The sequence below is a fragment of the Pseudomonas sp. Marseille-Q5117 genome, assembly GCF_946901175.1.
Classification (GTDB): Bacteria; Pseudomonadota; Gammaproteobacteria; order Pseudomonadales; family Pseudomonadaceae; genus Aquipseudomonas; species Aquipseudomonas iranensis.
Window position 1 is genome coordinate 1 of the sequence record NZ_CAMPPP010000030.1, and the last position, 21,436, is coordinate 21,436.

General features: G+C 59.9%; 18 protein-coding genes, 1 tRNA gene and 1 pseudogene. 7 read left to right on the forward strand and 13 right to left on the reverse strand.

Annotated elements, in window-relative coordinates; all coding sequences use genetic code 11:
- Positions 1-90: 90 nt before the first annotated feature.
- The 9 genes from OC605_RS27600 to OC605_RS27640 all read right to left on the reverse strand — a co-directional run bounded on the left by OC605_RS27600 (position 91) and on the right by OC605_RS27640 (position 10,314).
- Positions 91-1,149, reverse strand: a complete 1,059-nt coding sequence (locus tag OC605_RS27600) for a YhcG family protein (RefSeq protein ID WP_262140460.1) — start codon at positions 1,147-1,149, stop codon at positions 91-93.
- Positions 1,150-1,428: 279 nt separating this feature from the next.
- Positions 1,429-1,773 carry a hypothetical protein gene (locus tag OC605_RS27605; RefSeq protein ID WP_186568591.1) on the reverse strand — a complete coding sequence of 115 codons (345 nt, stop codon included), beginning with the start codon at positions 1,771-1,773 and terminating at the stop codon, positions 1,429-1,431.
- 22 nt (positions 1,774-1,795) lie between these two features.
- Positions 1,796-3,274 carry a PLP-dependent aminotransferase family protein gene (locus OC605_RS27610; protein ID WP_262140461.1) on the reverse strand — a complete coding sequence of 493 codons (1,479 nt, stop codon included), beginning with the start codon at positions 3,272-3,274 and terminating at the stop codon, positions 1,796-1,798.
- Positions 3,275-3,301: 27 nt separating this feature from the next.
- The gene (locus OC605_RS27615; protein WP_262140462.1) at positions 3,302-4,726 is read right to left on the reverse strand and encodes an L-lactate permease; all 1,425 of its coding nucleotides are present in this window, start codon (positions 4,724-4,726) and stop codon (positions 3,302-3,304) included.
- Positions 4,727-5,722: 996 nt separating this feature from the next.
- Complete coding sequence (locus OC605_RS27620; protein ID WP_225927658.1) at positions 5,723-6,280, reverse strand: Panacea domain-containing protein; 558 nt, start codon at positions 6,278-6,280, stop codon at positions 5,723-5,725.
- A 317-nt stretch (positions 6,281-6,597) separates the two neighbouring features.
- Positions 6,598-6,673, reverse strand: a tRNA-Phe gene (locus OC605_RS27625).
- A gap of 91 nt (positions 6,674-6,764) precedes the next feature.
- Complete coding sequence (locus OC605_RS27630) at positions 6,765-7,037, reverse strand: oxidative damage protection protein (protein WP_016772129.1); 273 nt, start codon at positions 7,035-7,037, stop codon at positions 6,765-6,767.
- Entirely contained in the window at positions 7,034-8,101 is a 1,068-nt protein-coding gene (gene mutY / locus OC605_RS27635) for an A/G-specific adenine glycosylase (RefSeq protein ID WP_262140463.1), read from the reverse strand. Before mutY ends, OC605_RS27630 begins: the two co-directional genes overlap by 4 nt.
- The gene (locus tag OC605_RS27640; protein ID WP_125925792.1) at positions 8,098-10,314 is read right to left on the reverse strand and encodes an AsmA family protein; all 2,217 of its coding nucleotides are present in this window, start codon (positions 10,312-10,314) and stop codon (positions 8,098-8,100) included. Before OC605_RS27640 ends, mutY begins: the two co-directional genes overlap by 4 nt.
- Before the next feature lie 525 nt (positions 10,315-10,839).
- Here OC605_RS27640 and OC605_RS27650 point away from each other — a divergent pair.
- The 7 genes from OC605_RS27650 to OC605_RS27680 all read left to right on the forward strand — a co-directional run bounded on the left by OC605_RS27650 (position 10,840) and on the right by OC605_RS27680 (position 16,720).
- Positions 10,840-12,504: an OFA family MFS transporter gene (locus OC605_RS27650; RefSeq protein ID WP_016772126.1), complete on the forward strand. Its 1,665-nt coding sequence runs from the start codon at positions 10,840-10,842 to the stop codon at positions 12,502-12,504.
- A gap of 273 nt (positions 12,505-12,777) precedes the next feature.
- Positions 12,778-13,371, forward strand: coding sequence for an imidazoleglycerol-phosphate dehydratase HisB (hisB, locus tag OC605_RS27655; protein ID WP_016772125.1), 594 nt, complete (start codon positions 12,778-12,780; stop codon positions 13,369-13,371).
- Entirely contained in the window at positions 13,371-14,009 is a 639-nt protein-coding gene (hisH, locus tag OC605_RS27660) for an imidazole glycerol phosphate synthase subunit HisH (protein WP_016772124.1), read from the forward strand. The genes hisB and hisH overlap by 1 nt, the downstream gene beginning before the upstream one ends.
- Complete coding sequence (locus OC605_RS27665) at positions 14,010-14,270, forward strand: DUF2164 domain-containing protein (RefSeq protein WP_262140465.1); 261 nt, start codon at positions 14,010-14,012, stop codon at positions 14,268-14,270.
- Positions 14,271-14,373: 103 nt separating this feature from the next.
- Positions 14,374-15,111 (forward strand): 1-(5-phosphoribosyl)-5-[(5-phosphoribosylamino)methylideneamino]imidazole-4-carboxamide isomerase, encoded by a 738-nt coding sequence (hisA, locus tag OC605_RS27670; protein WP_056787231.1) that lies wholly within the window; start codon positions 14,374-14,376, stop codon positions 15,109-15,111.
- 9 nt (positions 15,112-15,120) lie between these two features.
- Positions 15,121-15,891: an imidazole glycerol phosphate synthase subunit HisF gene (hisF, locus tag OC605_RS27675; RefSeq protein WP_016772122.1), complete on the forward strand. Its 771-nt coding sequence runs from the start codon at positions 15,121-15,123 to the stop codon at positions 15,889-15,891.
- Positions 15,892-15,964: 73 nt separating this feature from the next.
- The gene (locus OC605_RS27680; protein ID WP_262140467.1) at positions 15,965-16,720 is read left to right on the forward strand and encodes a substrate-binding periplasmic protein; all 756 of its coding nucleotides are present in this window, start codon (positions 15,965-15,967) and stop codon (positions 16,718-16,720) included.
- Here OC605_RS27680 and OC605_RS27685 read toward each other — a convergent pair.
- The 4 genes and pseudogenes from OC605_RS27685 to OC605_RS27700 form a co-directional block, all read right to left on the reverse strand.
- Positions 16,701-18,104 (reverse strand): Vps62-related protein, encoded by a 1,404-nt coding sequence (locus OC605_RS27685; RefSeq protein ID WP_262140468.1) that lies wholly within the window; start codon positions 18,102-18,104, stop codon positions 16,701-16,703. The genes OC605_RS27680 and OC605_RS27685 overlap by 20 nt on opposite strands.
- An 85-nt stretch (positions 18,105-18,189) precedes the next feature.
- Positions 18,190-18,966: a divergent polysaccharide deacetylase family protein gene (locus tag OC605_RS27690; RefSeq protein WP_262140469.1), complete on the reverse strand. Its 777-nt coding sequence runs from the start codon at positions 18,964-18,966 to the stop codon at positions 18,190-18,192.
- A gap of 2 nt (positions 18,967-18,968) precedes the next feature.
- Positions 18,969-20,288 (reverse strand): S41 family peptidase, encoded by a 1,320-nt coding sequence (locus tag OC605_RS27695; protein WP_039756590.1) that lies wholly within the window; start codon positions 20,286-20,288, stop codon positions 18,969-18,971.
- 31 nt (positions 20,289-20,319) lie between these two features.
- Positions 20,320-21,315: pseudogene (locus tag OC605_RS27700) on the reverse strand (murein hydrolase activator EnvC family protein); the annotation flags it as partial.
- Between the last annotated feature and the right edge of the window lie 121 nt (positions 21,316-21,436).

Genomic DNA, 21,436 nt, shown 5'->3' on the forward strand with positions numbered 1-21,436 from the left:
TCGGATGTCTGCTGACAGCTCATGGTGCTTGACCTCGGCGGTTAGGTGCCAACCATAGTCGCCGCGCTGATCAAGAACAATCCGGCCGGTTCATTCACTGGATTGAATGAGCATGCGTTCTTCGATCAACGCCTGTTCGCGGTTTAGTTCAGCACGTAACTCTTCTTCGCTCGGCAGTATCGTCTTGTAGCTGCTGGCGAACAGTTGCTCATTGCCTTTGAGCATGGAATAGCGCGCCACCGAGTCATTGCTTTCCGCGCTCAGAATGATACCGACGGTTGGCTTGTCACCTTCGCTGCGCTTGAGCTCGTCGTACATGCGCACATACATGTCCATCTGCCCGACATCGCGGGCGCTGAGCTTGCCGCGTTTCAGGTCGATGATCACGAAGCACTTGAGCAGGTAGTTGTAGAACACCAGATCGATATAGAGGTCGACGCCGTCAGTGCTGATGCGTTGTTGGCGGGCGACAAAGGAAAAGCCTTTGCCAAGTTCAAGCAGAAAGCTTTGCAAGTGATCGATGAGGGCTTGTTCGAGTCCGCTTTCCCTGACTTTGCCTGCCGAGGGCAGGCCGAGGAATTCGAGCATGACCGGATCGCGAATGAATTCCCGCGGATTGCATTTCATCGCGTCGATGTTGGTCGTGGCTTCCTCGACCACCTCGGCTTTGTCCTGACTCATCAGCAGGCGCTCGTAGTAGAGCGTCAGGATCTGACGATCAAGGGCGCGGCTTGACCAGTTGAGGTCGGCGCATTCGTTCATGTACCACAGGCGCGCTTTCTCGTTCTCGACGCGTAGCAGGCGGCGGTAATGGGTCCAGCTCAATTCGGAACGCACTGCGTTCCAAATTGGAAAAGACTGATAAAAGCTGCGCATATATCGCAGATTGCGCTCATCAAATCCCTTCCCGAATTTCCCCGTTAGATCCTTCGCCAGCAGCGCGAGCAACTGCTGGCCATAACCCGCACGCTGAGCGCCTTTCTGTTCGAAATTGACGATATGCCGGCCTATTTGCCAACAAGTCTGCACCTGGATCGTATCGACCGCGCGTAGCACTTTTTGCCGCGCCTGGCGAATCAGCTCGCCCAGTTCGCCCAGCAGTGAATCGATTTTATGGTCTTGCGTATCAGCAGGTTTGAGCTGGCTCATCGGGTCTTCCGCATTCTGGAAACAGAGACGCAAGCATGCCGGGGAAGGCGGCGCAGGTATGTCGGGCGAACCTGCGAGTTCGGAAGGAAGGACGGGACAGGCGTTGCAGGACATTGCCACCGGAAGGTGCGTAACAGGGTAAATGTCCGTAGTCCATTTCGTACTTTTGCCCAGTCAATCGCCGCAGAGTTGGCAGCGCTGCGGTGAGCGATCTGGTGTTGCGCTGGAATGAAAGAACAGGCAGGTAAGAGGCTGCTTCAAAAAATCGCCCCAGTTGCATCATCGCGAGCGCTTGCCCTTCGGCCTCTGCTCACGCACCCGTCCTTTGCGATAAATCCACAGCCCAAACACACCGATGGCCAACATGAACGCGGTCCAGAAGCTCTGCCAAACGAACTCGAACCAGTATCGCCGAGGTTGCAGTGCCAAGGTGTAGGTGCTGCGCGGTCCATGATTGTTGGTGGTGATGGAACCGCTGCCCCAGCTTTCGAAGAGCATGTAGATCGAAAGGCATACGGCAAACGCGATCAGCACTCCAGCGAGCACTGTCAGCCAGAATGTCCAGCGGCTCGGGCGATACGGCGGGGGATGCGGCAAGCGAATACGGGTTCTTTTCTGATTCATAAGCAGGGCTCGCGCAAGCCGGTCAGGAAACTGCCAGCTCTTGCAGCTGTTCAGTCGGCATCTGCCGCGGGCTCGTCGGGCGTGCGGCAAGGTGGGCGCATTCAGCGATCACCTTGAGAATGCCGATCACCGCCGGGGTCAGCGCGGTGCCGAGGCAGATGCGCACGCCTGTGGAAGCCTGGCCGTCGGCGAAAAAGATGCCGCTGCCAGCCACGTGGCAACCACGCTCCGTGGCCAATTGCTGCAGCGTCGGCATGTCGGTGTGTGCCGGCATTTCGATCCAGTGGATGAAGCCGCCGCGCGGTGGGACGTAGAGAGTGCCGGTCGGGAAATCCGTGCGCACCAGCGCTTCGACAAAACTCGCCAGCGAAGAGAGTTGCGACCTCAATCTGGAGCAGTGCTCGTCCATGTAGCCACGGCCGATGAATTCATTGAGAACATTTTGCGCCAGGCTGGAAACGGCCAGGTTGCGCGAAAACATCTGCGCGAGGATGGCATTGCGGTATTTGCCGGCCAGACACCAGCCGACGCGATAACCCGGCGCGATGGTTTTCGAAAACGACGAGCAGTAGATTGTCTGGCCGCTGCTGTCGTAGCTCTTGAGGGCGCGCGGCCGATCAGCTTCGGGCACTAGGTCGAAGAAGATGTCGTCTTCGATGATCGGCACATCCGCTTCCCGGGCGATCCTTGAAAGTCTCGCGCGCGCTTCGTCGGGCATGATGAAGCCACGCGGATTCTGCAGCGTCGGGTTGAGAAAGATCACTGCGACTTTTTTCTGTTTCAGCGCTTCTTCCAGATGATCGACATCCAGCCCCGTGCGGCCGTCGGTGCGGATCGGCAAGGCGCGCATGCCCAAGCGTTCGATGGTCTGCAGGATGCCGTAATAAGTCGGGGTTTCGATGGCGACTGTAGCGCCTTTCGACGCGACGGCTTCGAGGGCCAGTTCCAGAGCGATGGTGTCGCCCGAGGTAACCAGAATGTCGTCCGGCCCGCAGACTACGCCGCGGGTCAGCATCAGCCCGGCGATGCGCCGTCGCAGCGCTGGCAGGCCGGGTGGCGCGACCAGACCGCTCAGCGCGTTGTCAGTCCTGGCGGCCAGCACCGAGAGGCATTTGTTGAGCAACACGTTGGGCGTGAGATCGCTGTGCAGAACCGCCGAATTCAGCGATGCAGTGGTGCGCGACGCTGCTTCGAAGAGCATCGCGACCACCGCATGATTGACGTTGACGGTGACACTGGAAAAGTCGAAAGCGCCGGACGGTTTTGCCCGTCCTGACGCCGAGACGAAGTAGCCGACGCGCGGCACCGTCGTGACGTAGGCGTCGGCCTCGAGGTCGGCCAGCGCCCGCTGCACCGTGGTGATGCTGGTCTCGAACATCCGCGCCAGAACGCGGATTGACGGCAGTTTCGCTTCGGCCGCCAGGTCACCGCTGTCGATCTGGCGAATAATCCAGTCCTTGACTATCCGCCAGCGCTTGTCCGGCAAATCAAACCTGTCCATAAGTTCTCTGTGATGATTCGAAACAATTCACAGAAAGTAGAGCAAAACGATCCCCGTTGCAGCAACTATGACGATGTTCAGCGCCACCAGACCGAAGGCGAAGCGGATCAGGCTGTTTTCTTCCTGGCGGTTGGCACCGGCAAGTCCGGTGATCAATGACAGGATCGACAGCGAGCCAAGTGCGCCATGGCCGGCGGCGCTGTTGACCATTGCCGCCAGCCACGCCCCGTGTTCGCTGCTCAGCGCGGCAATGGACGGCATCACCAGCGTGTTGCCGCCGACGTTGGAGCCGGTGACATAGCCGGCAATCCCTGCCAGCAGGGCGATCGTCGGCGCCAGCGAAATACCCGACATGGATTGCAACGCGCTTTGCGCCTCGACAAGGAATCCGGCGTTGACCATCACCTGGGAGAGCAGCAGGAACAGGAAGATTGTCGTGACCGGAAACTTCGCCCGGTTGAACAGCGCTGGCCACGGGAAACCCGCGCTCGCGGTTTGCCTGAACGCCATCAGCACGGTCACGATCAGCAGCGCCAGCCCTGGAGACGCCAGCGGCTTCCATGAAACGTGTTCGCCCCTGACGACCCACAGGCCATCCCAGCCCGACAGCACGAACAGTCCGCGAGACGCCACAATCACTCCCAGCAAGGCCAGATAAGGCCATGCCGCGCTCGGCCAGCGCACCAGTTTTTTCCGTTGCGCCCAAGAGATGCCCAGGCCAACGCAAGCCACGGCCAGCCCGGCCAGCACACCGGAAACTTCCGGGCCGAGCCACAGGTTGACGCCAAACAGCACGGCAACGAACAGGGCCGTCACGACAAGCAGCCCCAGCCACGCTGTCATCTTGCGGATGCCGGCCTGCCACAAGGCCAGCGACGCCAGGCAGAGGAACACTGGCGCGCTGATCAGCGCCGAATGGCTGCCGAGGGTTTGCGCCGGCAAATGCGCCAGCAGGGCACCGATCACCGTTGCCAGACCCAGTGTGCCCCACGGCATGATGACCATGCCGGCGAGGGCAATTTTCATCCCCGATTGGCGAGTGAAAAGCCCCATCAGCAGCGGCACCGTGGCGATCAGCGAAACGCCGAAGCCGGTCATCGCTTCCAGCAGCGGCGCCAGGCCCAGCACGATGAAAATCACCTGCGCCGGGGGTGTCCAGCCGAGTTCCTTGACCCATGCGCCGATGGCCTGCGGTGCACCGCCGCGCTCGACCAGAATGACGAAGGCCAGCCCGGGGACGATTACGCACGCGGTGCTGAGAAACAGGATCGTGGTGTCTTGAAAAATCGCCGAGGAGATCGCCGCCGACACCGGCCCGGCAGCGCCCAGCGCCCACAGCACCAGCACCAGCACGACACCGGCCAGCGCCGCCTGTACCGGCGGACGCCGGAGGATCAGAATCAGCGCGATCACCAGCGCGATGGGTGACATTTGCAGCAAGAGAGAGCTCATAGCGGTTTCCTTGGCTTAATCGTGCGTCTGTCCGCTGTACTCGGTCGCCCGCATGGACGCGCGCTGGCAGAACGTCTGATACCACTCGCTCAGGCGTGCCTGCGCCGAGAAGTCCGAGAGTTGACGGAAAGCGATCCAGTCCAGCGCGGTCGCCAGGGCGATGTGGCCGACGGTGATCGGGCCATTGAGGTCAACGTGCTCTTCGATGAAGCGATACGCTTCCTTGAGCTTGTAGGCCTGGCACTAACTGCAGTTCGCCTGTGGGTTGGGTTCAGATTTTTTTGCTGGGACAGGAAGTGACCTTGCGGGCGACGCCGATCGATTCAAAAAATCAGTTTTGCGCTCTGAGGGCTACAGAAGTCCAGAGTGTTGCGGGGCGCAAAGTAGAGCCATTCATTGGCTCGCCAAGGCTTGCGTGAAGTATTGGCGAAACGCCATCTACGGGGAGAGATACAGATTTCTGGTATTTTCCAGTACAGCTGGAATCCAGGGGTGTATCGAAGGTGGAAGACGGGAGGGGGATCAAATCGCAGGCTTAAAAAAACCCTGAATCTTGCGATTCAGGGTTTTCGGTATTTGGTGCCCAACGCGTATGTTTTTAGAGATGATTATGACGAATGAATCTGCCGATCTTTCTTGGGAGGTGTATGGAGACATCGAACCCGGATCGAATTCGTTCATACAAATCGTCACTTACGGGGTGATGAGCTACGATTTCCCCAGCGTCCACTTTCAGATCAAGCCGAGATGCGTCAAAGACGGCGGCCTCTTTGTAGACTACCCAGCTGTCCCACCGTACATAAGGGTGACATTCCGTAGTCAAAATGCATGAAGGATCATGGTAAATCCCAAGCTTGATTGAGGAAATGTTTACAGCCAAAACACCGTCGTATCCATGTTCATGTGAATAAACAGGGTTGTTCATCACGATGTGAAGGTGGTTAGCCGGGCCGCTGAGTATCAGTAGAGTTCCTTTCCTTAGAATATTCCCTGGCATCAGATCAACTCAGAAACGGCCCTTCCTAGACTTTTACGCTCAAACAATTCTCGAGCCAGCGCTTCCGCCTGATTCTCGTCCTTGCCTAGCGCCCTGAACACTGCTCGAGGATTGATGGGAGTAGAGGAACGTCCTGGGTCGATCCATTCCGGCAGGTGGTCATGAGTGTAATCCACCAGCTCCCAGCGCTTCATTCGCCCAAACTGATCCCAGACATGATCCATGATCTCAATGTCTGCATCGGACAACTCGTCCAGTTCTTCAATGTCAGTCGGGCCACGGGTCAAAGAGACTTCGAATTGGGCTTCGGAGGTGACCCAGCTTCGCCAGATAGGCGACTGAATTTGACCAGTGATGAGATTAAGCGTTGCAGAGAGGACAGGTCCCTGCGCCATTGAGACATGCGAATCGTGCGAAATGGGGGAGCTATAGCGATCCATCGACTCACGATCCGCTAGGTACAGCAGCTTCATGAGTTTTATGTAGGCCATGCGTCCGCCGCGTTTTTGCAAAAAGTAAGCCGCCATTTGGGCTACTTTTTGTTCGCTGAAGATCACAATTAAACCCCTTTCCCCAATCCATAGGGACATGCTGAAAATGGTGCCGAATTATCGGCTCGGTAATAGGTTAGTCAAGCACAAAATCATCCGGTTCTTCCGAACGGCACATTCCATCTCCACCTGACGGCTGCAACTGTACATCCGTACAGGTTGTGTCGCAACCGACGGGTTATCCCATCATCTATAGCATGCCTGTATCTCGGTAGCGAATGTCAGGTATGCAGAGACCAACCAGATGTCAGGTATTTTCCTACGGACATCAAATCGCAGGCTTAAAAAAACCCTGAATCTTGCGATTCAGGGTTTTCGGTATTTGGTGCCCAGAGACGGAATCGAACCGCCGACACGGGGATTTTCAATCCCCTGCTCTACCGACTGAGCTATCTGGGCAACGGGGCGCATTAAAAGGGTTTTTCGGATTTACGTCAACGACTTTTTGAAAATTTCTTAAATTAATTCCGTCGCTTACGAAATCTGCGGGTTATTCGGCTGGCGGCACGTAGCCTTCGGCCTTGGCGTATTCCTCGCCGGAGAAGTACTTGTCCATTTCGCCCTGCAGGTATTTGCGATCTTCGGCGTTCATCATGTTCAGACGCTTTTCGTTGATCAGCAGGGTCTGGTGTTTCTGCCAGTCGGCCCAGGCCTTGGCCGAGACGTGGTCGAAAATGTCCTGGCCCTTGGCACCCGGGAACGGGGCGCGTTCCAGCGCGGGCAGTTCTTCTTTGTACTTGCGGCACATTACGGTGCGGGTCATGGCGATTCTCCTGCATTCAAGACGGCGGCCGCGCGCTCAAGCAAGGTCTTGACCGGGGCAGCAAGGCCCAGGCGCGGCGGGGGGGCGAGGGTATACCAGAGCCAGTCGGCCTCGGCCACGTGATGGCTGGCTTCCTTTACCTGAACCAGCCACGGTTCGATGGACAACTGGAAATGGCTGAAGGTGTGAACCAGGCTCGGCAGCGCCTGCTGCTGGCCCATGGTCAGCGAGTGCTGATCGGCCAGATGTTGCAGATCTTCCAGGTCGTCCAGTTCCGGCAGGCTCCACAAACCGCCCCACAGTCCCGTCGACGGGCGGCGATAAAGCAGAATCGCACCTTCGCCGTTGGCCAGCATTGGCATCAGCGTGCGTTTCTGCGGGATGGCCTTGCGCGGCTTGGGAATCGGATAACGGGTTTCCAGGCCAAGCATGTGCGCTTCACAGCCACGCTTGAGCGGGCACAGCAGACAGCTCGGCTTGCTGCGCGTGCAGAGTGTGGCGCCAAGATCCATCATCGCCTGGGTGTAGGCGTTGACCCGATCGTGCGGGGTGAAGCGCTCGGCGTTGGCCCAGAGTTGTTTGGCCACCTTCGGTTCGCCGGGGTAGCCCTCTTGCGCGGTGAAGCGCGCCAGCACGCGTTTGACGTTGCCATCGAGGATCGGCGCGCGCAGGCCCATGCTGATGCTGGCGATCGCCCCGGCGGTGGACAGGCCGATGCCCGGCAGCTCGGTGAGTTTTTCCACGTCGCGCGGGAATTCGCCAGCGTACTGGCTGACGACGATCTTCGCGGTCTTCTGCAGGTTGCGTGCGCGAGTGTAGTAACCCAGCCCGGTCCACAGGTGCAGCACCTCGTCTTCCGGCGCTGCGGCCAGCGCTTCGACTGTTGGCAGCGCCGCCATGAAACGCTCGAAATAGTTGAGCACGGTGCTGACCTGAGTCTGCTGCAACATGATCTCGGACACCCAGACCCGATATGGATTGATGTCCTGCTGCCACGGCAAATCGTGGCGGCCATGGCGGTCGAACCACTCCAGCACCGCCGTGGAAAATTGCTCTGCTGTCATCGCTTGAACAGCCCCTTCAACGCGTCTTTCAATTCCGGGCTGACTTTATCGCCCAGTTTTTCGTTGATTTTCTCGCTGAGCTTGTTGCCAGCCATCTTGCTGGCGACCTGACCGAGACGGTCATTGTCGACGCGGCAGGCCTTGGCGCCCAGTTCCAGCGGGCCACGGCAGCGCAGTGGCCACTCGATGCCGACGAACTTCTCGCCGACCTGACAGGCCGGGTCGGGCATGGCGCTGGTATCGCCCTCGACGATGATGCCGACGCGGTAATCCATGCCGAGCACGCGCAGGTCGATGTCGCCGTCACCGTTGACCGTCATGCCGGGGATGCGCACTTTCAGGTCGGGGTTGCTGGCGACGCCGTTACGTACAGTCAGGTTGCCCTTGAGCTCCTCGAATGGTGTGTCCTTGCCCCGTGGCTCGCCGCTGAGGGATTTGCGATTGAGGGTGGCGATGCCTTTGCACAATTGCTGTTCAAGATTGGCGTTGAGCAGCACGCCGTTGTTGATGACGAAACTGGCGTTGCCGTTGAGCGTGTCGATCAGCGCCTGCTGGCTGTTGCCGCTGCCGGTGAGGCTGCTGGTCAGCGTTACCAGACCTTTGACCGGCGGATTCTTGCCTTGGCTTTCGATGATTTTTTCCGCCGGCACGCGGTTGAGCCGGGTCTGCAGGTTGAGCACCGGCGCGCTTGGGCGCACGTCGAGTGTGCCGTTGGCGACGAAGCCGCCGTTGTACAGATCACCGCTCAGGTTAGTCAGCGTCAGCAGGCCGCCCTGGCCGGTGGCTTTGAGCGCGGCGTTCTGGATCGGCAGTTTGTCGAGGGTCAGTTGGCCGAAAGTCAGATCGGCGTCCACGTCGAGTTTGGCCAGGCGTTCGACCGGCAGCAGACGCTCGGTGCTCCAGGCGGTTTTGCTCGGTTTGTCCGGCAGCGGCGTGGTACCCGCGACGGCGCCGGCCTCGGTGCTGGCGACTTCGGCCTGACGGGTTTGCGTGGCGTTGTTAGCCTGGGCCGATTTCGGTGGCAGGTAGCGGTCGACGTTGAACGTGTCGGCCTTGAGAATCGCGCGCAGCGACTGTTTGGCGAAGTCCTCGATGGCGATGCGGCCGCTGAAGCTGCTGTCATCGAGTTTCAGGTTGATGTTGTCGAACGACAGGCTGGTCGGAGTGGCAGCAACGCGGCTGACCAGTTCGACCTTGCTCAGGCTGCCTTCGCCCATCGCCGGCAGTGTCTGGCCGATGCTGTCGACGAATTTCGCCAGATCGAACTGGGCAATGGAAATGCCGCCGCTGATCTGTGGCGTCTTGTCGAGGTCGTTGGCTTTCAGCTCGCCCAATGCGCGCAACTGGTTGGCGGAAATCTTGATGCCGGTCCATTCGGCGACGTTCGCTGCCTTGTCCAGCAGCAACTGACCTTGAGCGGAGAAGGTCATGGTCTTGCCTTGCAGCGGATCGCCAGCGAGCTCGCCGGTCAGCTTCAGGTCTTCGAACTTGTAACGCTGCAAGGCGCGCTCGAAGCGCAGCTCGCCGTTGAGCTCGGTGCGCACGCGCAGTACCGGTTGGTTGGTGCCAAGGAACGCGGTGGCTTTCACCGGGATATTGGTCGAATCGTGTACCGGGCCGGTGCTCAACTGAATGCTTTCGGCACTGAACTGCTTGCCGGTCAGCTCATCGGTGTATTCAACGCGGGCGTTGTTGACGGTCAGGCTGTCGATGTCGAGGCGGATCGGTTGCGCCGGTTTTTCCACGGCGACGGTCGGCTCGCTGGCGGTCGCGCCCGCTGTGGCCGGTGGCGTCGAGCCCGGCGCCACAGGCACCTTGCCGATGTCTTCCCAGTTGCCGTGGCCGTTCTTGTCGCGGTTCAGGCGCAGGTTGAGGCCTTCGACGCGCACGTCACTCATCTGCACTTCGCGGCGCAACAACGGCAGCACGCGCACGGACAGGCCGAGCATCTGCAAGTCGGCAAACGGTTCGGCAGGTTTGGCCAGGGTGGCGACGCTGGCTTCGTGCAATTCCAGGCCGAGCCACGGGAACAGGCTCCAGCCGATATCGCCATTGAGCGTCAGCTCGATGTGGGCCTTGTCGCGGGCTATCTGGCGGATCTCGTCTTTGTAGTCGTTGGGATCGAAGAGGTGGGTCAGGGCAAAACCTGCCGCCACAATGATCAGCAACAGCCCGAGAAGTACCAGACCCAGGATTTTGCCGAACGCTTTCATGGGCGAGTCCTTGTAGTTAGTCGAATTGGTCATATGGCCGGGGAGTATAGCGCTGCGAGCACCCGGTTCGGTGTGGCGTCATCCGCCGAGGGTCGGTAACGGTACCTGCAAGTTTGCCATTGGTCCCTGCGCTTGAGGATGCCCGGCGGGCACCAGACAGCGCAATTCGGCCCCCATTTGCGATGCCATTTTCTGCGCTTGGTTCACCGGCGGTTCAGCCATTCCAACGCGACAGGTAATTTTTCGCACGCACAAATGGGACAAGTAGCAAACGTCGTGGTGCCTTTGCAGACGCGGGGTTCGCGGCTTCCCGAGTCGTACGAGAACAGATGACTTGAAAAAAGGTGATATCAGTTTGGTTTTTCTGTCACCTGAGAATGGTAACCTTCGCCAGTTCGTCCGCCCGTCTGCGACTTAACGTCGCGCCTTCAAGGAGCTTCACCTAAGAAAACGGTCATGCCTGCGTGCATAAGGCCGAGGGTGAGCAGTGGCTGGCGAACCATACTAACAATTGGGGGATACACAATGAGCACGAGCATCACGGCGGACGGCCTCAAAGCCGACCAGCCTGCGTTCCTGTCCAAGGAACGCATCATCGCCAAGCCCGGTTTCAACCGCTGGCTGGTTCCACCGGCCGCTTTGGCCATTCACCTGTGCATCGGCATGGCCTACGGCTTCTCGGTGTTCTGGCTGCCGCTGTCCAAGGCACTCGGCGTTACCGCGCCGGTGGCTTGCGCGCCGGACATGAGCTTCATCGCACAGGTATTTTCGTCGAACTGCGACTGGCCGATCTCCATGCTCGGCTGGATCTACACGCTGTTCTTCATCTTCCTCGGCTGCTCGGCAGCGATCTGGGGTGGCTGGCTGGAACACGCCGGGCCTCGTAAAGCGGGCGTGGTCTCGGCCTTGTGCTGGTGCGGCGGTCTGCTGATTTCCGCGCTGGGTATCTATACCCACCAGATCTGGCTGATGTGGATCGGCTCCGGCGTGATCGGCGGTATCGGTCTGGGCCTGGGCTATATCTCGCCGGTGTCGACCCTGATCAAGTGGTTCCCGGACAAGCGCGGCATGGCGACCGGCATGGCGATCATGGGCTTCGGTGGCGGCGCGATGGTCGGCGCACCATTGGCGACTGCACTGATGAGCCACTTCGCATCGCCAGAAGGCGTGGGCGTATGGCAGAGCTTCGTGGCCATGGCGGCCATTTACTTCGTGTTCATGATTGGTGGCGCACTGTCCTACCGCGTGCCGCCAACTGGCTGGAAACCTGAAGGCTGGACCGCTCCGGCGAAGAAAGCTTCCAACGCCATGATCACCAACCGTCACGTCCACGTGAACGTAGCGTGGAAAACCCCGCAATTCCGTCTGGTCTGGCTGGTGCTGTGCCTGAACGTGTCGGCGGGTATCGGTATCCTCGGCATGGCTTCGCCACTGTTGCAGGAAGTGTTCGGCGGCAAACTGCTGGGCGTCGATGTGCCGTTCGGTCAACTCGACGCTGGCCAACTGGCCTCGATCGCGGCGATCGCAGCGGGCTTCACCGGTCTGCTGAGCCTGTTCAACATCGGTGGCCGGTTCTTCTGGGCCTCGTTCTCCGACTACCTGGGCCGCAAGAACACCTACTTCGTGTTCTTCGCGCTGGGTTTTGCCCTGTACGCGCTGATTCCGAACATGGGCCATCTGGGCAACGTTGCGCTGTTCGTGGCGGCGTTCTGCATCATCCTGTCGATGTACGGCGGTGGTTTTGCCACCGTTCCGGCGTATCTGGCCGACCTGTTCGGTACACAGATGGTCGGTGCGATCCACGGTCGTCTGCTGACTGCCTGGGCCGCTGCCGGCGTGCTCGGTCCGGTGCTGGTGAACTATCTGCGTGAATATCAGTTGAGCATCGGCGTGGAACGCGCTGCCGCTTACGACATCACCCTGTACATCCTCGCCGGCCTGCTGGTGTTGGGCTTCCTGTGCAACCTGATGGTGCGCCCGGTGGCCGACAAGTACTTCATGACCGACGCCGAACTGGCCGCCGAACAGGCGCTGGGCCACGACAAGGGTGCCGATGCCAGCACCGTTCTGGAGTGGAAAGCGGCGCCGGGCACCAAGCCTCTGGCGATCGCTGCCTGGCTGGTGGTGGGTATTCCGTTGGCGTGGGGTGTGTGGGTGACCCTGCAGAAGACGGCGGTACTGTTTCACTAAGGTGTTAGCTGAATAAACACCGAACCTGTGGGAGCGAGCCTGCTCGCGAAGACGGAGCACCAGTCGACATCAATGTTGGCTGGCGTACCGCATTCGCGAGCAGGCTCGCTCCCACATTTGTTTATGGCATGCCTGTAATGGCTTGTATGGACATGTCTACCCGCGACAGCCGGGCGTTCTATCCGTCAGGCATCTCACCTCTCGTGTTTCTGTTTGCCTCCTGCGTGCCTATAATGGCTGCCTTTTTCGCCCAATGATTTTGCGGAGCTGGTGATGGCCGAACGTAAGGCGTCTGTCGAGCGCGACACTCTGGAAACCCAGATCAAAGCCTCGATCAACCTTGATGGCACCGGAAAGGCCCGATTCGATATCGGTGTACCTTTTCTTGAGCACATGCTGGACCAGATCGCCCGTCACGGGTTGATCGATCTGGATATCGAATGCAAGGGCGATCTGCATATCGACGACCACCATACGGTGGAAGACGTCGGTATCACCCTCGGCCAGGCCTTCGCCAAAGCCATCGGCGACAAAAAAGGCATCCGTCGCTACGGCCATGCCTACGTGCCGCTCGATGAAGCGCTGTCGCGCGTGGTGATCGATTTCTCCGGTCGCCCGGGCCTGCAGATGCACGTGCCGTACACCCGCGCTACCGTCGGCGGTTTCGACGTTGACCTGTTCCAGGAATTCTTCCAGGGCTTCGTCAACCACGCGCTGGTCAGCGTGCACATCGACAACCTGCGCGGCACCAACACCCACCACCAGATCGAAACCGTGTTCAAGGCTTTCGGCCGCGCGCTGCGCATGGCTGTCGAGCTGGACGAGCGCATGGCCGGGCAAATGCCATCGACCAAAGGCGTTCTGTAATGCAGACGGTTGCAGTTATCGACTACGGCATGGGCAATCTGCACTCGGTGGCCAAGGCTCTTGAGCACGTCGGCGCCGGCAAGGTGCTGATCACCAGCGATGCGAACGTGATTCGCGAAGCCGACCGCGTGGTATTCCCGGGCGTTGGCGCGATTCGCGATTGCATGGCGGAGATCCGTCGCCTCGGCTTCGATTCGCTGGTCCGTGAGGTCAGCCAGGATCGGCCGTTCCTCGGCATCTGTGTCGGCATGCAAGCCCTGCTCGATACCAGCGAAGAGAACGCCGGCGTCGACTGCATCGGCCTGTTTCCAGGCGCGGTGAAATTCTTCGGCAAGGATCTGCACGAAGACGGCGAGCACCTGAAGGTCCCGCACATGGGCTGGAACGAGGTGAAGCAGAATATCAGTCACCCGCTGTGGCATGACATCCCGGATCTGGCGCGTTTCTACTTCGTGCACAGCTACTACATCGCCGCCGCCAATGCGCGTCAGGTGGTGGGAAGCGGTCATTACGGTGTCGATTTCGCCGCAGCGCTGGCCGACGGTTCGCGTTTCGCCGTGCAGTTTCACCCGGAGAAAAGCCATACCCACGGCCTGCAACTGCTGCAGAACTTCGCTGCGTGGGACGGTCGCTGGTAAATGGCTGTCAAGAAATCCAGACCGCCGATTCTGACCCTCACTCCCGAGCAGGAGAACGAGGCCAGTCGCAAGATTCAGCGGTTCATGGAAGACCGTTTCGAACTGGATCTGGGTTCGTTCGAGGCGGCGGAAATTCTTGAGCTGTTTACCCGCGAGATTGCTCCGCACTATTACAACAGAGCGATTTTCGATGTGCAGACCCACCTCAAGGAACGGTTTGAAAGCATCGAAAGCGACCTGTGGGCGCTCGAAAAAAATTAAGAGCAGCGGCAAGCGTCAAGCTGCAAGCTGCAAGAGATAGACGCGCGTGCGCGCTTGCAGCTTATGGCTTGCAGCTTGCCGCTCTTTTGACGAAGGAAAAAGCATGCTGATTATCCCCGCTATCGATCTCAAGGACGGTGCCTGCGTACGTCTGCGCCAGGGCCGCATGGAAGATTCCACGGTGTTCTCCGATGACCCGGTGAGCATGGCTGCCAAGTGGGTGGAGGGCGGTTGCCGTCGTCTGCATCTGGTCGACCTGAACGGCGCTTTCGAAGGCCAGCCGGTCAACGGCGAAGTGGTCACCGCGATCGCCAAGCGCTACCCGACCCTGCCGATCCAGATCGGTGGCGGCATCCGTTCGCTGGAAACCATCGAGCATTACGTCAAAGCCGGCGTGAGCTACGTGATCATCGGCACCAAAGCCGTAAAAGATCCGGCGTTCGTTGCTGAAGCCTGCCGTGCGTTTCCGGGCAAGATCATTGTCGGTCTGGATGCGAAAGACGGTTTCGTCGCCACCGACGGCTGGGCTGAGATCAGCACCGTGCAGGTCATTGACCTGGCCAAGCAGTTCGAAGCCGACGGCGTGTCCTCGATCGTTTATACCGACATCGCCAAAGACGGCATGATGCAGGGCTGCAACGTACCGTTCACCGCTGCGCTGGCCGCTGCCACCAGGATTCCGGTGATCGCTTCCGGCGGCATCCATAACCTGGGTGACATCAAGTCGCTGCTCGACGCCAAGGCACCGGGCATCATCGGCGCAATTACCGGCCGGGCGATCTACGAAGGCACTCTCGACGTCGCCGAAGCGCAAGCTTTCTGCGATTCGTACCAAGGCTGAGGACTGACCATGGCGCTTGCCAAACGCATCATCCCTTGCCTGGACGTGGACAACGGCCGGGTTGTCAAAGGCGTGAAGTTCGAGAACATCCGCGACGCCGGTGACCCGGTGGAAATCGCCCGTCGCTACGACGAGCAGGGCGCCGACGAGATTACCTTTCTCGACATCACCGCCAGCGTCGATGGCCGTGACACCACGCTGCATACCGTCGAGCGCATGGCCAGTCAGGTGTTCATTCCGCTGACCGTCGGCGGTGGCGTGCGTACCGTGCAGGACATCCGCAACCTGCTCAATGCCGGCGCGGACAAGGTGTCGATCAACACCGCCGCCGTGTTCAACCCCGAGTTCGTTGGCGAAGCCGCGCAGCATTTCGGCTCGCAGTGCATCGTCGTCGCCATCGACGCCAAGAAAGTCTCCGGCCCCGGCGAAACCCCGCGCTGGGAAATCTTCACCCACGGCGGGCGCAAGCCGACCGGTCTCGACGCAGTCGAGTGGGCGAAGAAAATGGAAGGCCTCGGTGCCGGTGAAATCCTCCTGACCAGCATGGATCAGGACGGCATGAAAAACGGCTTCGACCTCGGCGTGACCCGCGCCATCAGCGACGCGCTGGGCATTCCGGTGATCGCTTCCGGTGGCGTCGGCAATTTGCAGCATCTGGCCGACGGCATTCTCGAAGGCCATGCCAGTGCGGTGCTGGCGGCAAGTATTTTCCACTTCGGCGAATACACCGTGCAGGAAGCAAAGGCCTACATGTCGCATCGCGGCATCGTCATGCGCTAAAGCCTACAGGCCAGTGGACAGCATGGCGCGCCCAAGGCACTCTTGGGCACGCCATGGATTCCGGTAGCCCGACATGATCAAACGCCTGCTTGTTGTTCTCGCCAGCGCCTCGTTGTTGTTCATCAGCAATGCCCGGGCCGAAACCAGTCCCGACACCGATGTGGTGCTGCTCACCGAGAACTTCCCGCCGTACAACATGGCGAAGAACGGCAAGAATTTCGCCCAAGGCGACAACATCAACGGCATTGCCACGGACATCGTTCGCGAGATGTTCCAGCGCGCCGGTCTCACTTACAGCCTGACCCTGCGTTTCCCCTGGGAACGTGTCTACAAGCTCGCCTTGGAAAATCCCGGTTATGGGGCCTTCGTCATGGCGCGCCTGCCCGATCGGGAAAGACTGTTCAAATGGGTCGGGCCGATCGGTCCCGACGACTGGATTCTGCTGGCCAAGGCTGACAGCAAGATCACCCTGGACACCCTCAATGATGCCCGCAAATACAAGATCGGCGCCTACAAGGGCGATGCGATTGCCGAGACGCTGACCAAGCAGGGGCTGAAACCGGTGGTGGTGCTGCGCGATCAGGACAATGCGAAAAAGCTGGTAAACGGCCAGATCGATCTCTGGGCTACCGGCGATCCTGCCGGCCGTTATCTGGCGCGGCAGGATGGCGTGACCGGCCTGAAGACTGTGCTGCGCTTCAACAGCGCGGAGTTGTACCTGGCGCTGAACAAGGACGTTTCCGATGACGTTGTCGCCAAGCTGCAGACCGCGCTGGATCAGTTGCGCAAGGAAGGCGTGGTCGATGAAATCATGGGGCGCTATCTGTAGCAGATGGCTGATCCGGCATTGCCTGCGCAGCGCTGATTTCGTCCTGTGTCAGAGACGACTGCACAGTCTGTTCTTCGACCGGCTCCGGTTCCGACACCGCGATGATCTCAGGCTTGGCTTGCGCGTACTGGCTGATGTGCAGACTGCCGCCATCGGTGTAGCTGAAACCTTCTGTCACTGACGTGCCGTCTGCACGCAGCAGCGTGTAGTCGCTCTGCACCAGATACGATGCCACCGATCTGTTTTTGTCCACGACCGCAACCACTTCGATGCTCGCCGTATTGAGCCAGTCATTCGAATGTATCTCGCATTGGGTGAAGTCATGGCCCAGCCGTGCGGAAAACATCGGCGCGTTGTGCTGATTGTTTTGCCATTGGGCGCCGAATTCGACGGAGGTGGTGTGGGTGAACGTGCGCAACCCGGCGGTTCGCTGAGCGCGAGGTGCTGTCCATTTGAATATCTGGCTGTCATTGCCATCATTGCGTGCATGACCGACCAGCACGTACTGATCCTGGCGTTGCAGCAGATAGAAGGGCGAGTGACGCAGTTGCTCGGTGGCGATGTAACGCGGATCCTTGACGGTGAACCAGGGCAGAATGGCGATGTAAGACGGATCGTCGACAGTGTCCAAAGGCGTCGGCGTTTCCCCGCACAGCACCGGTGGCGATGGGCGTGTATGCATCTGAAGTCCAATCTGCAAGCGCAAACAGTAGACCGGGAAACTGGCCGGTCTGGTGTAATCACCCAGGCCGAAAAAACTGCCCGATGCCAGGTATATCTCGCCAGGTAGGGCGGTTGGAGGAACGGCGCTCCAGGTACTGACACGCTGTCGGGCTTTGCTGCCCTTGTCGTCCCAGATCAGGTCGCTGCTATTCGATCCGATGACCAGATCGGCGCGAACGCAGCGGACAGCGTTGAGCGACGGTTTTTCATGATCATTGGAGCACACCGACCCCAGCGCCACGTAGCCGGCCGGAGGCAGCGGTCGCCAGATCGACAGATCTCTTTTCGAACCTGACCCGGAATCCTTCCAGATCAGCTCGTAATCATCGGGACGGCGCAGTGCCCTGCCTTTGGTGGGATCAGTGCTGGCAATGTCTGCTTCGCAAACAACCGCCACCACGCGTTCGTCATTGATGTTGCCCAAGCCTCTGGTGACGACATCGCCCAAGGGAAAATAACCGGGCAGCGCGTCGGGGGCCGGTGTCGGGCGCCAGAACGACGCAGATTTGGCCGACAGACCGTCGGTATCCCAGATGCGCAGAAATTCTGTTGTGAAGTTGATCAGCAGGTTATCGATGCGGATGGGTTCAGACCGCCCTGTGGGCGGGATAATCGGGGGGTTGTTTGTCATGGGCACTCCTGATAGTTGAAAGCGACTCAAAGGAGTCGCGACCTGCAGCAGGTCTTACTATCCGGAACGGGGCAGGGCGTACGGTGGTAACTATGTATTGCAGCGTGACCGGGTATTACCGGTAAACGCCGTCCTTGCCATGCCCGGCCATGGCGCGGTTGCTGCGCACGCTGATCATCTGCCTGATATCGATCCAGTCGATGCCCTGCGCTTTGAGCTTGGGTAATTCGCGCTCGAGCACCGCCAGGGTCTGCGGATACGGATGGCCGATCATCACCGCTGAACCCTGTTTGTGCGCCAGGGAGATCGCGGTCTGTAGCTGAGTGGCAATGGCCGCTTCGGTACGCTCATCATCGAGAAACACGTCTCTGGAAACGCTGGCCAGATCGATTTTCTGCGCCTGCTGCGCAGCGACCGTTTGAGCGCTGGTGCGGCTGTCGACGAAGAACTTGTGCCGACGCTGCAATTCGCCCATCAACCACGCCATCGCCGCAGGCTGGGCGGTCATGCGGCTGCCCATGTGATTGTTGATGCCGGCGGTGAACGGGACTTTTGCAAACGCGGCATTCAGGCGTTTCTGCAGCTCTTCGATGGGCAGTTCGGGGTGCCAGGCGTACGGCCCGGTGGCCGGATCCATGGGCATGTGCAGGATGACGATCTTGCCGGCGCGATGGGCTTCGCGGGCAAATTCGGTGGCGTGCGGGGTGTCGGGCATGATCGCTGCCGTGACCGGGCCGGGCAGGGCGAGCACGCGACGATCCCGGGGCAGGTTCTGCCCCAGGTCGTCGATGATCAATGTCAGATAGGCGTTGTGCGGCGAGGAGCTGGCGGGCTCTGCTTGGGCAAAACCCGCCAGACAGCACAGCAGAACGCAGAGGGAACGCAGCAACATCCTCAGCGGCCGGAGGTGATGCTCAGGCCTTTGAGCAGGCTCAGGGCTTGGGCCAACTGGTAATCGTCATCCTGCGGCATCGCTTTGGCCTTGCCGCCGGAACCGCTCGGTTTGTCGGCGCCGCCGTTGCCGTTGCCCAAGTGACCTTGCAGATCGGCTTCCTTGAAGTATTCGCTGTCGGCTTCGTTGGTGATTTTCGCGCGGCGCACTTCGATGTCCGGCACGATGCCCTGAGCCTGAATCGAGCGGCCGTTCGGCGTGAAGTACAGCGCGGTGGTGATCTTCAGCGCGCGGTCGTTGTTCAGCGGCAGCACGGTCTGCACCGACCCCTTGCCGAAACTGGTGGTGCCCATGACCACGGCACGTTTCTGGTCCTGCAGGGCGCCGGCGACGATTTCCGAAGCCGAGGCACTGCCACCGTTGATCAGCACGACCATCGGCACCGCTTCGCTTTCGTCCTTGCCGGTGGCGGAGAAGCGCAATTCGGAGTTGGCGATGCGGCCCTTGGTGTAGACGATCAGGCCTTTGGTGATGAAGTGGTCGACCACTTCCACTGCCGATTGCAGTACGCCGCCCGGATTGTTGCGCAGGTCGAGAATGATGCCGTTGAGCTTCTTGCCGTTGTCCTTGCGCAGTTTGGCCAGAGCCTTGGAGACTTCTTCGCCGGTCTTGACCTGGAACTGGGTGATGCGGATGTAGCCGTAGCCCGATTCCAGCAGTTGCGCCTTGACGCTCTTGACCTGAATCACTGCACGGGCCAGGGTCACGTCGAACGGCGTGCCGCCATCGCGAACCAGGGTCAGGGTGATTTTCTGGCCGATCTTGCCGCGCATCTTGTCGACGGCTTCGGTCATGGTCTGGCCGCGGGTTGGCTGGCCGTTGATCTTGACGATGAAGTCGCCAGCCTGAATGCCGGCCTTCGAAGCCGGGGTGTCGTCGATCGGCGAGACAACCTTGATGAAGCCGTCTTCGGCGCCGACTTCGATGCCCAGGCCGCCGAATTCACCGCTGGTGCTTTCCTGCAGCTCGGTGAAATCTTCCGGGCCAAGGTAGGCCGAATGCGGATCGAGGTTGCTGAGCATGCCCTTGATCGCGTTTTCCAGCAGGGTCTTGTCGTCCACAGGCTCGACGTACGCGGCTTTGATCCGGTCCATAACCTCGGCGAAGGTGCGCAGCTCTTCCAGCGGCAACGGCGCCTTGGCGGTCGCGGCAGTGCCTGCCGGAGCGACGGTCGGGGCCGGTTGTGCGGCGAACGCCAGAGGCGCGCCGATCACCAGGGCGATCGTCAGGGCCAGCGAGGTAAGGCGGGACAAATGCAGCATGTCGAACGAACTCCTGAATTAGGTGGTGCGCTTATCCTTGCGCACGACACCATTGCGCCGGATCACTCGGGTGACCCTGCTGACGAATTGCGAAATACAGCGCTGGGGTGTTCTGACCGCCACTGTTACCGACAGTGGAAATCGACTCGCCAGCCTTGACCACATCACCCGCCGACTTGAGCAGCGTCTGGTTGTGGCCGTAAAGACTCAGAAAACCGTTGCCGTGATCGAGAATCACCAGCAAACCGGCACCGCGCAGCCAATCGGCAAACACCACGCGCCCGCCGTGTACGGCGTGCACCTGGCTGCCGGCGGAAGCGCTGATCATCACCCCATCCCACTTGGTGCGGGCGTCGTCGCCACGGCTTTCACCGAAGCGTGCGAGTAATCGACCATCAACCGGCCACGGAAGTTTTCCCCGGGTTGCAGCAAAAGGCCCGCCAAACGTTTCGCCGCTGCTCGATACCAGCGCGCCGGGGCTTGATCTGGCGGGTTTTCGTGGGGCGTCGCTGTTATCAGCCTGCGCCTCACGCAAACGCTTTTTTTCCGCTTCCTGCTGGGCGATCAGCGCTTTCTGCCGCGCTTCCTCTGCCTCACGAGCCTGGCGGGCCAGGGTTTCTTCAATGGTTTTAAGGACTTTAGACAGGTCTGCCTGATCCTGCTCGCGGGCGGCGAGTTTCTGGTCGCGGGCCTTTACGTCGTCATTGAGTCTGGCAAGGACCTGCTGGCGTTCCTTGCGGACTTTCTCGAGTGCTTCGCGCTGCGTGTCGAGGTCGCTTTTCTGCACCAGCAACTGCGCTTGCTGCAGGCCGATGTCTTTTTCGACATTGGCCAGTTGGCGGAGGGTTTCGTTGAAGTTCTTCAACTGCTCCAGGCGTGCCTGGCTCAGGTAGTCGTAATAGGTGAGGGTGCGGGCAAATTTCTCGGGGTTCTGCTGGTTGAGCAGCAGCTTGAGGTATTCCTGGCGGCCGTTCTGGTAAGCCGCACGGGCCTGAATGGCGATCAGTCGCTGCTGTTCAGTGCGCGCGCAAACCCAACAGCAGTTGGACGCCACGCGTCAGGATATCGCTGAGCTGAAAAAACTCCTGGGCAAGCTGCAGGAAGAAAAGTCCGGCGTGCAGAAAGAGCTCAAGGGCACTGAAACCGAG